Genomic DNA, 12,394 nt, shown 5'->3' with positions numbered 1-12,394 from the left:
ATATCGTTTCCTCAGCATTAGTCTTTATCTAACAGCTTCTCAAAAGCCATCCGTGCGCCGCCGCGAAAATAAACCTTTCCACAATATTGGTAGTTCAACTTTTCCAGTATACGTAGCATCGCTTTGTTATCAAAATTGGTATCCACTTTCACACTATAAACATCCCGCTTCATAGCCAATTTTTCCAGTTCCTTCATTAGATGCGTCGCCGCTCCTTTGGTTTTTATATCCTGTGCTACTGCTACCCGATGAACCACTACATATTTTTCATTGCTTAGCCATTCTCCCTCAAGCGCTTCGTAAGCCGGTTCACCATCAAAAATAACGGCCATATAGGCCAGAATATCGTTTTTCGATATAAGCACATAGCCGTATCCCTTATCGATATCCTGTTTTACCGCCTCCGGATTCGGATAGCCATCTTGCCATTGCTCACTTCCCTGCTGTTTCCTTAATTCAATGGCTTGTTGTAAGATCTCCCAAATTCTGTCTTTATCTTCTATTGTTGCCGCTCGTAAAGTAAATTCGTTTGTCATCATATATTCTGAAAAATCCAAATTTACGTTTTTCGCAAAAATTCCTTCATGGTTTTATTGGCACGATACACTTAAGTGTGACCTTCTTCCTCATGCAAATTGAGCGATGACTGCCACAACAAACACATTAGCAGGTTGTTTTATTTGGAGTTATTCTAAATAAATCTAATTTTGCACAATTATGTCTATCTCCAGCACGATATCGCTACTTTCCAGGGAACACACAGAGGCATGTGAAGTGCCCTTAAAGCTATTCGTTTGCTCCTTACCTATAAGCCTTGCTATATGATCAAAAAAGGAATAAGCTGGGTACATCGTTGGCTAGGCATTATCACCGGTTTAGTTGTTATTATTATCAGCTTAACGGGATGTATTTATGTCTTTGTAGATGAGTTGAAGGCCGTTTTCTATCGCGATCGTCTTTTCGTACAAACGACTCATCAAACAACTCAGCCACTCTCCGTCCTGATGGCCAATGCCCGCCAAGCCCTTGGTAAAGAAATCGACATTAGTCGTTGCGATATTTATCCTTCGGCCGACCGCAGTTGGATTTTCCGTGCAATCAAAACAAATCCCGACGCCATCGGTCACTGGAATTATTATGAATATTATTACCGTGTATATATGAATCCTTATACCGGCTCGGTTATTCAGGTTGAAGACACGCGCAATGAGTTTTTTCAGCTTGTGCTTAGTCTGCATACCGACATGTTACTTGGGCATCGCATCGGTCAGCCCCTTGTAGGAATCTGCGTGCTCATTTTTATTGTTCTGCTACTGAGCGGGCTGGTCCTTTGGTGGCCCAAAAAAGGCAAAAAGAAGGCTTTGAAACAAGCCTTTACCATTAAATGGAAGGCAAAATTCAAGCGTATCAATTACGATCTGCATAATACACTTGGCTTCTATGTTTTGGTTCCCGCGCTCATCATTGCCCTTACCGGTACCGTGTATTCCTTTAAATGGATGGATGCCTCCATTTACGCCATCTTCAGCGGAGGGAAGCAAAAAACAGAGCGTCGACCAAGTCCAATACAGACATCAGGGACGACTATTGCTCTCGATCGTGCCCTGTCCGATGTGCTGAACAAATATCCTAAGGCTGATATGATATCCACACGATTTAGTCGTCAGCCAGGAGCACCCTATGATTTTCAGGTTCGGCTTCAACCGGGTCGGACTTACCATTTTAACTGGCTATTTTACAACGCAACTACCGGACATCTCCTTTCAAGCTACGGCACAGCAGATCTTCAGCTCGCAGAAAAAGTCCGTGCACTAAACTTCGACCTCCATGTCGGTTCTTTTGCAGGTTTGCCCGGTAAAATATTCGGCTTTTGCAGCTGTTTAATCTGTGCTTCTCTTCCTATCACGGGTTTTATAATCTGGCTCAGGCCTAAAAAGAAAAAAAAACAAATTACCGAAGCTTCTATCTAGTTGATTTTTGCTGTATATCCCACATGCTTTGATAAATCCCCTGCTTTGCCAATAATGCGTTATGCGTTCCTAGCTCAGCTATCTCACAAGCAAGCCGAATTAACACGACTTCATTTAAACTTTACACCTTTTTAACCTCAGTTTCCTCACGCAACGCTTTAGTGTAAGCAAACAAGCATTCCGTGTAATCTTTTTTGTAAAAGCCTAAATAGTTACTTTCTTTAATACAATAACACTGAATCTATTAATTGCTCATTACTAAAACACATTATATGGAAGCTCTCGCAACGATTACACCCGAATCATTAGCCCTTATCCATTCCAAAATCCTGGACCCTTCCCTTAGCCAAAACAATCTCGGGCCCCGATCGCGGGAGGAGTTATTTCAACTTATTGACGTGCATACACCTTATTACGCGCTTCAAGATGTTCATGTGTTAAAAGACAATATCGTAGCCGCAAAAGTAATTGCCGAATCACCCCTTGGATTTGAGCAATCACCCATTACAATGGCCGAAGCCTGTCGACATCTTGCCATTCTCGGTTCAGTTGCTTGCGCTACCATTAACCCTAATCAGTCAAAGCACTACTACTTAGCCCATAAAGGAACCTACAAACGAGTTTCAAACGAAAAATTTGCGATCGGCAAACCCCTCACCGTTTTGGCTGAGTGTGTATCATTCGATAAGCGACTTGCTAAGGCCAAAGCTTGTCTCATTGACACAGAGAACAAGCTGATCTGCGGTATCGATGTCAGCTTTCATGTAATCCCCCAAGCGATGTTCAATAGGCTATTCGCCCATGCTTATCGAGATTATTTACCCGCCTTAACAAGTCCCTATTCGCGTAAAAACACACTATATGATTTAAAATTGTACGATACCGGTGCCACAGCCTCTTTGGGTGAAATAAAAGAACAAGATTGCAGTGGCCATTTCCCCAATCATCCGGCCTTACCGGTAGCGGTGCTTATGGGCGCCCTTCACGATCTATGTATCGCCTTTGTTCAACATGCAACCCGCAGTATGCAAAATGGACTTATTGTAGATGAATGCACGTTACTAGCTGACAACTTAGCATTAGCGGGTGAGATCGTATCTTTAGAAGTTCGACTGGAGGCCCGAAGCAGTGCCTATTTCAAACTACGTGCGCTTGCAAAAACCGACGCAGGAAAAACGGTAGGCGATATAACGACGATTATCAATACCAGCTACCGTTAATTTGAAAGTCAAGTTGGGAACCAAAAACAAGTAAGCTATTGGGTAGCTCCACCATTAACCAACAAGTGCTGCCCGCTAACAAATGACGACAAACCGCTGGCAAAAAACTCGGCAATATTCGCTACATCTTCCACCTCGGCCAGTCGTTTCATCGGACAGCTATCGATGAGTGATTTTCGGAGTTCGGGATAACTGCCTTCTTCGGCAAAAATTCCGGAATGATCAACAGCAAAGGGTATGATGGAATTGACCGTTACGCCTCGGTGTCCAATTTCTTTCGATAGCACATCCACCAGATAGCGTGGCGTAATTTTGCTTCCACCATACACCGCCATTCCGGCTACGGGAAAGGCCGTTGTACTTGAGGCAATGTAAATAATACGCCCGTTATCTTCTACCGTTTTGGCGGCTTGTTGCATTGTAAAATAAGCCCCTTTGGTATTGATGGCAAATAGCCTGTCAAACTGCTCTTCCGTGAAAGCTGTAACCGGTGTTTCTACCATTTCGATACCGGCATTGGCCACTACAATATCAATCTTCCCAAACGCGGCCTTTGCCTCCTTGAATAGGCGTTCAATATCCGCTACTTTACTAACATCTGCCCGTATAGCTATTACGTTCGCTCCCATTGCCTTAATGTTTGAAACCACCTCGTCAGCCGAGGATATATCCCTCGAATAATTAATAACGATATTAGCACCCAAAGCGGCATAGCGCTCAGCAATTGCTTTACCAAGGCCTCTTGCAGAACCCGTTATGAGGGCTGTTTTATGATGTAAACTGTTCATTTCTTTTATCTTAATTTTATACCACCTGAAAATTAATTAAGCCATTCCTCCATTGGCGCCGATATTCTGTGCATTGATCCATTTTGCTTCATCACTGGCCAGAAACACCACCACCTCGGCAATATCATCCGTATTTGCAATCCGATTGAAGGGATTTAAAGCGGCTAAACGATCAATCGTTTCCTGCGATTTGCCTTCGAGGAACAAAGCGGTAGCAGTAGGACCCGGTGATAGGGAGTTGACGTTAATACCTCTACTGCCTATTTCCCTGGCAAATACACGCGTCAATTGTTCAACGGCAGATTTGGTAGCAACATAAGTACCATAAGTAGGCAACATCAAACGGTTTACACTGGTAGAAAAATTGATAATACTTCCATTATCCGCCAAGCGAGTCGCGGCTTCACGTAACGTATTAAAAACGCCCTTCACATTAATATCGAAGATCCGGTCAAAATCCTCGTCGGTTGTGTCTTTAATAAGTTTGTTGATCATAATACCCGCATTATTGACCAATATGTCAATCCGACCAAAATGAGCAATAGATTGATCGAACAACGACTTTACATCGGCGACTTTACTCACATCAGCCTGTACGGCGATCGCCTCACCTCCTTGCTCTTTTATGAAAGATACAACCGCGTCGGCATCGCTTTTACTGCCGGCATAGTTTACCACAACTTTTGCATGAGCTGCTGCCAATTTTTTGGCTACTTCAGCGCCGATACCTTTAGAAGCACCGGTCACTAGGATTACTTTTTCTGCTAGATTATTCATTTGTCTATCTTTTAAATTTTGATAGAACAAAGTTAGTATGCGCGATAACCGGCGGCTTTACGTGTATTACAGCAAGTGTTGCAAATTTTAAAGAAGATGCGCCTTCCGATACTGCACCGGCGAGGTACCGGTATGTTTTTTAAAGAAGTTACTGAAATGAGCGGTTTCAGAGAAACCTAACTTATACGTAATCTCTTTAATGGATATGGTAGAACGCTGCAAGAGTGTTTTCGCTTCAACCAAGGTCTTTTCAGCAATCCAGGTTACGATGGGTTTGCCGGTTTTGGATTTTATCACATTGCTTAAATAGTTGGGATGTAAATGTTGCGCGTCGGCGTAGTCCTGTACCTTAAATACGACCTCTACATTGCCGTTATTTAGATCGCGGTAATGTTTTTCCAATAACCTTTTGAAAGAAATAACGATCTGCGAACTCCGGTTACCTTCGTAAATCGGATTATAATCTTGCCAAATATGTTCCTTTATCCTATACAAAAGGATAGCAAGCAAATGCCCGATGATAGGGTATTTCGCCTCTGCCTTACCCAAGTATTCCTGTTGAATTTGCTTATAAATACCTTCCACCGACTGAAAAAAAGCGTCTGATACCACTTGAGGCTTAACGGTTTCCGTTAATAGAAAAGGGAAGTTATCATAAATTTCTTTACTGATATAGTTTTTAAGAAATGCCTCATCAAAGGTGATTAGACAGATATCCTCAATATGAGTCCAACTAAACGTGCGGTAGTTACTCGGATTGGTAAAATAGACCGAATGCGGCTTTACTTCAAAAGTAAGCTCATCGATCGTATATTTCCCGGAACCTTCTTTTACAAATAAGAAAGAGAAAAAGTTGGGACGATAGGAGGCTGACTGATAGGGTAGCGTAAAGCCAACATCCTTTAGATTAAAAATGGTAAAGCCTTCTGTAACATCAAGCAAGTCAACCGGCAGATGAAGGTATTGATATAGCTCTAACAGCGATTTAGACTCGAAGTTTTTTCTCATAATGCGATATCGAAGTTAGTCATTTGTCCGTTAAAAGGAGAAATGATTAAACAGCAATATTTTAAAACCGTTCCTTTTAGCTCCCAAGAAATTCGCTGCATCTAAAACAATTTTTTTGAGATCAAAGCGAGCAGTTGTTCTCTATACCCCGTACTAATCGGCAACTTTGTTTGTCGGATCAAGACTTGATTATCCACAATCTTCTCCAAGTGATCCAAGTTAATGATATAGGAATTATGTATACGTATGAAGTTTGGCGGTAACTGCTCGTCCAGTTGTTTCATGCGCCTATAAATAAGGACGCTTTCGTTGATGCATACGATATTGACGTACTCCTTGTTTGCTTTGCAATAAAGTATATCCCTGGATCTCATTTTCATTATCTGCTTTCCGGATTTTATGAAGATCGTATCATCTGACAACGTGAGCTCCTTAAGTCCGGCCGGGCGCCGGAGAGCGAAATATCCTTCCGTTTTACGAATCGCTTGCATAAATCGCTTAAAAGTTATAGGCTTTAATAGGTAATCAATGGCATTGTACTCATAACCTTCCATGGCGTGTGACGAATAGGCTGTCGTAAAAATAATACACTGGTCTTTCGGCAGCATAGAAGCCAGCTCCAACCCGGATATATTAGGCATATTGATGTCCAAAAAAATTAAGTCGACTTTATTATTTCTGAGAAAAGTCACTACTTCAAAAGCATCGTAGCATTTCTGCTTTAAGTTCAGAAAATCCACTTTCAGGATATAGTCTTCCAATAAACTCACAGCATTGGGTTCGTCGTCCACAATTAAGCAATTGATCATGTGTATAGCGGTATATTTAATGTGGCAAAGTAATAATTATCCTTTTCAACAATATCCAATCGAAATTGGTCTTTGTAAAGCAACTGCAATCGCGAACGAAGATTTTGCAGACCTACCCCCATTGTTTTGTTTACCGATGGCCTAAAGATCCGGTTACGCACGTCTATAGACAAGCTTTCAACCTCTACATTAATATGCAGAAAGAGTTCATTGGTCTTACTACGCTTATCGATACCATGCTTAAATACATTTTCAACGAGTGGAATAATCAGCATTGGAGGTACTTGTATACCATTGACTATCCCTTTTTCCCTGATAGTTGTCTGTAGCGGGTAGCGCATACGCATTTTCTCCAGATCAATATAATCATAAATAAAGTTCAACTCCTCGTTTAGCTGAATAAATTGTTGTTGCCCTGTATCTACAAAGTAACGCATGATATTAGAGAGCTTACTTAATAGTGCTGCTGTTTCCGGCGACTGCTGTTGGGCTACGTAATAAATGTTATTCAACGTATTAAATAGAAAATGAGGTTGCACTTGCGCTTTAAGCAGCTTTAACTCCATTTCAGCTGAGTGCTGTTTCAATCGTTCCTGCTCACGATGCAAAACAAAATAGTCCAATGCCACCCGAAGTATGCAGCTTATTATATAAACCAATATAGAAGGGATTAATAAAGCGACGAAAACTTCCATGCTCGTGCTTGTGTCTTGCTCTTGTGGATAAAACCTAGCATAAAAATAAGACCTGAACGCAACACGGGCCCAACAAACAGTCAAAAGCAGTAGTAAAACCGATGTAAGATAAAGCAGCTTATGATTACGCTTATAGAAACGTGGAATGAGGTAGTATACATTTACATTGACGATAATGAAATAAGAAAATATATTCATAAAGCCAAAAACGAGAGACCTTATCGGTTCGGCATACATGAAATAGGAAAAACTTGTAATAGCGGTTATAAAAAGCCAAATCACTAGCTGTAGTTGATTAACAGGCACGTCTTTGCTAAACACCTTTGTCATGGCCCCAAAAGTATCAAGTTGATGCCTGATTTCCAATCATTTTCAATGCTTACTGCAGTTTATTCAATAGATGAAGCATTGAAAAATAACGGTAAACGGTAGCAAAAAAAGTCCGGTCTTGTTGATTTTCTTCTGTCGGTTGTCAAAAAACACCAAATTTTGTCATGAGGTTGAGCAGCTTAAACCCACGCTCTAACACAAAACTTCGATCACATGACAAACCAAAACCGACTCCGTGTAGGTAAGAAATTAACAAGCAACTATGAAAATCGCTCGTAAACTTGCATTAGGTTTCATATTCATCTACGCCATCGTACTGTACAACTGTTCTTCTGAAAGTACGAATGCGAGAATGCAACATAATCAGCGAGGTCTTCAGGTAATTGCAGACAATAAGTCCCCAAAAGCAGAGGCTGATCGATTAATGATCACGGCAGATAACCCCTTACGTATGTGGGGCAGCTCACAAATAGGAAAGTAATTGGTGAATGGAACTCGCGCTCAAAAGAGAAGCCCATTGCCAAAACTATTCTTCACTAAACCAAGCCTTAACAAGATTCTGATGTTCATGCCAATCATACCGGCAATCACCACCATCGATAAGGAAAGCATAATAGTTACCGTTTTTTGAAGGGATAATTAAGCAGCTTATACTTAACAATTTCCTCCGGTGAACCACAGCATTCGGGAAATACAGACATATCTACGGGAAATACAGGTATCACTCAGGGCTTTGCTCCAATCTACCTTTGTTTTGTTAACATTAAAGACATGGATTATGGAACACAAAAAATTAGTATGGTTATCACTGGCAGCCTTGCCGATCCTGTTTGCGGCTTGCAACAAAGATGACGACAAGGGGTCACAAATGGGAGTACCCTCTACCATCACGGTAGAAAACGTATTAGATTCTCGCCCCTTGGTTGAATCTGGAACATTTCAAAATGAAGGCTCTGCGCCGGTGATTATGCCCGGAGAATCCCTATCCTTCCAATTCTCAGCAGCAAAAGGGCAAGCGCTCACCTTTGCCACCATGTACGGCTGGTCCAATGATTTATTCTTTGCACCCGCAAATCCGGGCATTACTCTTTACAAAGAAGACGGCACCCCTATTGAAGGCGATGTATCTGACCAGATCAAACTATGGGATAACGGTACCCGTATCAATCAAGTACCCGGTGCTTCCGTAAGTCATCCAGGTACCGCAGAAACAGCTACTCAAAATATCACCGAAGTTGCAGGCACCGATGCACAGGGTAACACTTATGCCGCCGCCTCGGCTCTGATGAATGTCAGTCTGCAGTATGAAGGTAATTGAACCTTTACGCTCACCATCAACAATACCTCCGGAAACACCAACAACCCAACCCCCTTCAGTCCAGGTGTATGGGCAATTTCCTACATTGCTGGAGGCGATCTTTTAAGTCCGACACCCTTGTATGAATCCGGTAAACCAAGCGCGAATGGTTTAACAAACATTGCAGAGATGGGCGACAACAGCGTGCTTGGCGAATATATCCAAAGTCAAACCGGCATTTTCACCCCCTTATCGCCAATATTGGTTGTCGTATACAAGGATATAGACAATCCCATTTACAAAGTCGGCGAAAACGATCGCGGACAAGGTTTAAAAGAGCTTGCCCAACAAGGAGACGCCAGCATATTGGCCGATCATCTCAAAACAGTTGAGGGTGTAAAAGCCGTTTACGTTTTACCGGCTGCCAATTCAACGGTGTTGTTACCAAAAGTAGGAGAACAGGCAGGAAGCAGTGTCTCGCAACAATTGAGTATAGCCGAAGGAGATCGGCTGGCAATTGCCACGATGTACGGACTATCGAACGATTGGTTCTTCGCCAGTAAAGATAATGGTGTAGATGCTACTCAAAAAGGAGATATCTCTACCACAATAGGCTTATTCGATAACGGGACGGCCGTCAATCAATTCCCCGGAGCCGGTATCACCCAGTTCAATTTGGCAGGTACTCCGCTGGAAGAAAGCGAACCTATTCAAGAAGTGCCCAATCCCAATGCATTTACCACATTACCCGCAATCAATCATATTATCAAAGTAACGCTCCAATAAATCAATGCTTAGTGCGATGGGTGAGCTTGTAACAATGCATCTCGCCCATCATTAAAAATAATAAAAATGAAAAATGCATTCCATGTTTTAACAAAAGAAGAAGTCTCCGAAAGAAATAAAAAGCTCTTCGAGAAGATGGAAAAATCCTATGGTAAAATCCCCAATCTCTACAATGTAATGGCTTATTCTGAACATGCATTAGAAGCTTATCTCTCCTTAGAAGATAGTTCCACCTCTCTTAGCCCTCGAGAAGTAGAGGCTGTCAATCTGGTAGTAAGTCAGGTGAATAATTGCATTTACTGCCTCAGCGCCCACACCCTCATTGCACGGTCAACAGGCATTGGAGAAAATGCGGCCCTGGCCATTAGGGGTGGAACTATTCCTTCCGATCCGAAATTAGATGCCCTGGTAAAACTCGCCAAAGAGATCACTGAAAAAAAGGGGCAGATTGATCCTAAGCTGTTGACCGCCTTTTTTGAAGCAGGTTATACCAAAGAAAACCTCGTTGATTTAATTATGTTAATTGGTGATAGAACAATCAGCAATTTACTCCATGCCGTAACCGAGGTACCTGTCGACTTTCCCTTGGCCAAAGAACTCGTATAAATAAAGTAGAACGCTATTTAACTTACAAATGAAAAAGAAGAATACAACAGGAAAGTCTTTCCGTTTGATCTATAAAGTGGGTCTTTTGTCGATGATGAGTGCAATCATAGCAACGCATACCTTCGGTCAAAATTCGATGCAGGGCGATGAGAAAATGATGAAAAAGGAGGGGACGGATTTGATGTATAAGGCTCCTGAGTCACCCGAAGATATCAGTCCGTTACTGACAGGCGAAACAATCCCGATGATCACACTGAAAGATGTTTCCGGTAAAGACTTCGAACTCCATCAGGCGGTAGCGACTAAACCCACCATACTTGTTTTCTATCGAGGTGGCTGGTGCCCGTACTGCAGCAAACAACTCGCCGCGTTGCAAGAATTAATGCCCGAGTTGGAAAAAATGGGCTATCAGTTAATTGCAATTAGTACGGACAGTCCGGAAGGGTTACAGGCATCTGCAACAGAAAAGCATCTGGGTTATACCCTACTTTCCGATGCCGATTTAAATGCATCCAAGCAATTCGGATTAGCTTTTAAGGCTCCGAAAGCGTATTGGGAAATGTTGCCCAAAACCAGCGGTGGTATGGATCAAGAGCTCCTATTACCCGTACCTTCCGTCTTTATCCTCGATAAAAGTGGCAAAATACACTATGAGTACATTAATCCCGATTTCAAGCAAAGGCTCAGTACAGAACTATTAAAAGCTGTAACACAAACCCTCTATAAAGAACTATAATATGAAGAACATAAAAATCTGTTTAAGCAGTATCCTGATCATCCCTTTTTGCTTGCTATTGCCGGCCAAGCTCGCTGCTCAAATGAAAGAAAAAGTGATGACAACGGAAAGCGAAATCCGGTTTACAGAAGGTAAATGGAAAGATGTAATGGCAAGAGCCAAAAAGAGTGGTCAATATATCTTCGTTGACGCTTATACCTCGTGGTGCGCACCTTGTAAACTGTTGAAATCAAAAACCTTCAAAGAGGCCCTTGCGGCAAGTTATTACAATACCAATTACATTAACTACCGTATTGACATGGAAAAAGGAGAAGGACCGAAATTAGCCGAAAAGTGGCAGGTAAGCGCCTATCCTACTTTGCTCTTCTTCAGCCCCGAAGGTAAGTTGCTTATGCAGCAAGTGGGCTTTGTTACCGGTGATAAACTCGTTGACTTTGGAAAACAAGCAAAAACAAAAAGCTAGGAAAGAAATTTTGGCATGATAATCCATAGATTTGATAAAAATTGAGCGGTAGACAATGATCAGTGAATACATCGAAAGCAGAACATTGGGTCGGTTTGTCATGCATAGCAACAACCGACTGCTCGCAGGGAAGGGTATACGGGAAGGAAACCCCGTTCCTATCAATACATTCGTTTATAATCGCGGAGAGTCCCAGCGCGTGATCATCGATGAAATTGAATACATTATGCCCCAAACCTGTATCCTACCCTTGGTAGCCAATCAACACTTTCGGTTTGAACATCCGGAAAATCTAGTTGCTTGGCAATTCAATCGCGAGTTTTATTGCATCGTAGATCATGACGCAGAAGTAGGTTGTGTCGGCTTTCTCTTCTACGGCATTCAGCATCCCATGTTTATTCGATTGGAGCCGGAAGAGGTAAGCGAAATGGAGCATCTAGCGGATGTCTTTTCCCGTGAATTAAAGGTCCGGGATAATTTTCAGGGAGAAATGCTACGGACGCTGCTCAAACGCGTCATCATTAAGGTGACCCGTATTGCCAAGCAACAGCATGAAAGCTATCAGCTGAATCCGGACGAAAAGATGGATATCGTGCGGAAATTTTCCCTTCTCTTGGAAGCAAATTTCAAAACCGAACACGAGGTAAAGTTTTATGCTGCCCTGCTGAATAAATCACCCAAAACCCTAAGCAATGTATTTGCCTTGCTAAAACAGTCGGCCCCTTCTGTTCTTATTCGTAACAGAATCATCCTGGAAGCCAAACGCTACCTCCATTATACCGATCGGTCGGCCAAAGAAATTGCCTATGAACTCGGTTTCGAAAGCCCCGCCCATTTTAGCAAATATTTCAAACAACATACCGGGCATAATATTTCCGAATTCAGAACAACCGAAGAGCGTGATTAAAA

At 42.2% G+C, this 12,394-nt stretch carries 15 protein-coding genes; 9 read left to right on the top strand and 6 right to left on the bottom strand.

Features of this window, described 5'->3' with window-relative positions; all coding sequences use genetic code 11:
• Nucleotides 1-17: 17 nt before the first annotated feature.
• Nucleotides 18-539: a GNAT family N-acetyltransferase gene (locus M1D52_RS02725; protein WP_437393805.1), complete on the bottom strand. Its 522-nt coding sequence runs from the start codon at nt 537-539 to the stop codon at nt 18-20.
• A 282-nt stretch (nt 540-821) separates the two neighbouring features.
• On the opposite strand from M1D52_RS02725, the gene M1D52_RS02720 reads away from it, so the two are divergent.
• Together M1D52_RS02720 and M1D52_RS02715 are read left to right on the top strand one after the other, a co-directional pair.
• Nucleotides 822-1,970: a PepSY-associated TM helix domain-containing protein gene (locus M1D52_RS02720; RefSeq protein WP_437393806.1), complete on the top strand. Its 1,149-nt coding sequence runs from the start codon at nt 822-824 to the stop codon at nt 1,968-1,970.
• Nucleotides 1,971-2,242: 272 nt separating this feature from the next.
• Nucleotides 2,243-3,190: a hypothetical protein gene (locus M1D52_RS02715; protein WP_437393807.1), complete on the top strand. Its 948-nt coding sequence runs from the start codon at nt 2,243-2,245 to the stop codon at nt 3,188-3,190.
• Nucleotides 3,191-3,225: 35 nt separating this feature from the next.
• Here the strand turns inward: M1D52_RS02715 and M1D52_RS02710 are convergent, their stop codons facing one another.
• From M1D52_RS02710 to M1D52_RS02690, 5 genes are all read right to left on the bottom strand, one after another.
• Nucleotides 3,226-3,978 carry an SDR family oxidoreductase gene (locus M1D52_RS02710; RefSeq protein ID WP_437393808.1) on the bottom strand — a complete coding sequence of 251 codons (753 nt, stop codon included), beginning with the start codon at nt 3,976-3,978 and terminating at the stop codon, nt 3,226-3,228.
• A 36-nt stretch (nt 3,979-4,014) separates the two neighbouring features.
• Nucleotides 4,015-4,755 (bottom strand): SDR family oxidoreductase, encoded by a 741-nt coding sequence (locus M1D52_RS02705; protein ID WP_437393809.1) that lies wholly within the window; start codon nt 4,753-4,755, stop codon nt 4,015-4,017.
• Nucleotides 4,756-4,842: 87 nt separating this feature from the next.
• Nucleotides 4,843-5,763 (bottom strand): helix-turn-helix domain-containing protein, encoded by a 921-nt coding sequence (locus M1D52_RS02700; RefSeq protein ID WP_377611696.1) that lies wholly within the window; start codon nt 5,761-5,763, stop codon nt 4,843-4,845.
• A 101-nt stretch (nt 5,764-5,864) separates the two neighbouring features.
• Nucleotides 5,865-6,572 (bottom strand): LytR/AlgR family response regulator transcription factor, encoded by a 708-nt coding sequence (locus M1D52_RS02695; RefSeq protein WP_437393810.1) that lies wholly within the window; start codon nt 6,570-6,572, stop codon nt 5,865-5,867.
• Nucleotides 6,569-7,597, bottom strand: a complete 1,029-nt coding sequence (locus tag M1D52_RS02690) for a sensor histidine kinase (RefSeq protein WP_437393811.1) — start codon at nt 7,595-7,597, stop codon at nt 6,569-6,571. The genes M1D52_RS02695 and M1D52_RS02690 overlap by 4 nt, the downstream gene beginning before the upstream one ends.
• 262 nt (nt 7,598-7,859) lie before the next feature.
• Here M1D52_RS02690 and M1D52_RS02685 point away from each other — a divergent pair, with 262 nt between their 5' ends.
• The 7 genes from M1D52_RS02685 to M1D52_RS02655 all read left to right on the top strand — a co-directional run bounded on the left by M1D52_RS02685 (nt 7,860) and on the right by M1D52_RS02655 (nt 12,392).
• Nucleotides 7,860-8,078 carry a hypothetical protein gene (locus tag M1D52_RS02685; protein ID WP_437393812.1) on the top strand — a complete coding sequence of 73 codons (219 nt, stop codon included), beginning with the start codon at nt 7,860-7,862 and terminating at the stop codon, nt 8,076-8,078.
• A 189-nt stretch (nt 8,079-8,267) separates the two neighbouring features.
• The gene (locus tag M1D52_RS02680; RefSeq protein ID WP_437393813.1) at nt 8,268-8,915 is read left to right on the top strand and encodes a spondin domain-containing protein; all 648 of its coding nucleotides are present in this window, start codon (nt 8,268-8,270) and stop codon (nt 8,913-8,915) included.
• A 168-nt stretch (nt 8,916-9,083) separates the two neighbouring features.
• Entirely contained in the window at nt 9,084-9,680 is a 597-nt protein-coding gene (locus M1D52_RS02675) for a spondin domain-containing protein (RefSeq protein ID WP_437393814.1), read from the top strand.
• 66 nt (nt 9,681-9,746) lie between these two features.
• Nucleotides 9,747-10,286 (top strand): carboxymuconolactone decarboxylase family protein, encoded by a 540-nt coding sequence (locus M1D52_RS02670; protein ID WP_437393815.1) that lies wholly within the window; start codon nt 9,747-9,749, stop codon nt 10,284-10,286.
• Nucleotides 10,287-10,314: 28 nt separating this feature from the next.
• Nucleotides 10,315-11,022, top strand: a complete 708-nt coding sequence (locus M1D52_RS02665; RefSeq protein ID WP_437393816.1) for a peroxiredoxin-like family protein — start codon at nt 10,315-10,317, stop codon at nt 11,020-11,022.
• A 1-nt stretch (nt 11,023) separates the two neighbouring features.
• Nucleotides 11,024-11,485, top strand: a complete 462-nt coding sequence (locus tag M1D52_RS02660) for a thioredoxin family protein (protein WP_437393817.1) — start codon at nt 11,024-11,026, stop codon at nt 11,483-11,485.
• A gap of 55 nt (nt 11,486-11,540) precedes the next feature.
• Nucleotides 11,541-12,392, top strand: a complete 852-nt coding sequence (locus M1D52_RS02655) for an AraC family transcriptional regulator (protein ID WP_437393818.1) — start codon at nt 11,541-11,543, stop codon at nt 12,390-12,392.
• Nucleotides 12,393-12,394: the final 2 nt, after the last annotated feature.

It is taken from the genome of Olivibacter sp. SA151, assembly GCF_054130995.1.
This window is presented reverse-complemented; position numbering and strand designations above follow the sequence as displayed.

Bases quoted from the DNA above. Each gene is read 5' to 3' on its own strand.
- M1D52_RS02695 (WP_437393810.1), bottom strand. From the start codon at position 6,572: ATGATCAATTGCTTAATTGTGGACGACGAACCCAATGCTGTGAGTTTA.
- M1D52_RS02725 (WP_437393805.1), bottom strand. From the start codon at position 539: ATGATGACAAACGAATTTACTTTACGAGCGGCAACAATAGAAGATAAA.
- M1D52_RS02710 (WP_437393808.1), bottom strand. From the start codon at position 3,978: ATGAACAGTTTACATCATAAAACAGCCCTCATAACGGGTTCTGCAAGA.
- M1D52_RS02670 (WP_437393815.1), top strand. From the start codon at position 9,747: ATGAAAAATGCATTCCATGTTTTAACAAAAGAAGAAGTCTCCGAAAGA.
- M1D52_RS02720 (WP_437393806.1), top strand. From the start codon at position 822: ATGATCAAAAAAGGAATAAGCTGGGTACATCGTTGGCTAGGCATTATC.
- M1D52_RS02665 (WP_437393816.1), top strand. From the start codon at position 10,315: ATGAAAAAGAAGAATACAACAGGAAAGTCTTTCCGTTTGATCTATAAA.
- M1D52_RS02705 (WP_437393809.1), bottom strand. From the start codon at position 4,755: ATGAATAATCTAGCAGAAAAAGTAATCCTAGTGACCGGTGCTTCTAAA.
- M1D52_RS02660 (WP_437393817.1), top strand. From the start codon at position 11,024: ATGAAGAACATAAAAATCTGTTTAAGCAGTATCCTGATCATCCCTTTT.
- M1D52_RS02685 (WP_437393812.1), top strand. From the start codon at position 7,860: ATGAAAATCGCTCGTAAACTTGCATTAGGTTTCATATTCATCTACGCC.
- M1D52_RS02655 (WP_437393818.1), top strand. From the start codon at position 11,541: ATGATCAGTGAATACATCGAAAGCAGAACATTGGGTCGGTTTGTCATG.
- M1D52_RS02690 (WP_437393811.1), bottom strand. From the start codon at position 7,597: ATGACAAAGGTGTTTAGCAAAGACGTGCCTGTTAATCAACTACAGCTA.
- M1D52_RS02700 (WP_377611696.1), bottom strand. From the start codon at position 5,763: ATGAGAAAAAACTTCGAGTCTAAATCGCTGTTAGAGCTATATCAATAC.
- M1D52_RS02715 (WP_437393807.1), top strand. From the start codon at position 2,243: ATGGAAGCTCTCGCAACGATTACACCCGAATCATTAGCCCTTATCCAT.
- M1D52_RS02675 (WP_437393814.1), top strand. From the start codon at position 9,084: ATGGGCGACAACAGCGTGCTTGGCGAATATATCCAAAGTCAAACCGGC.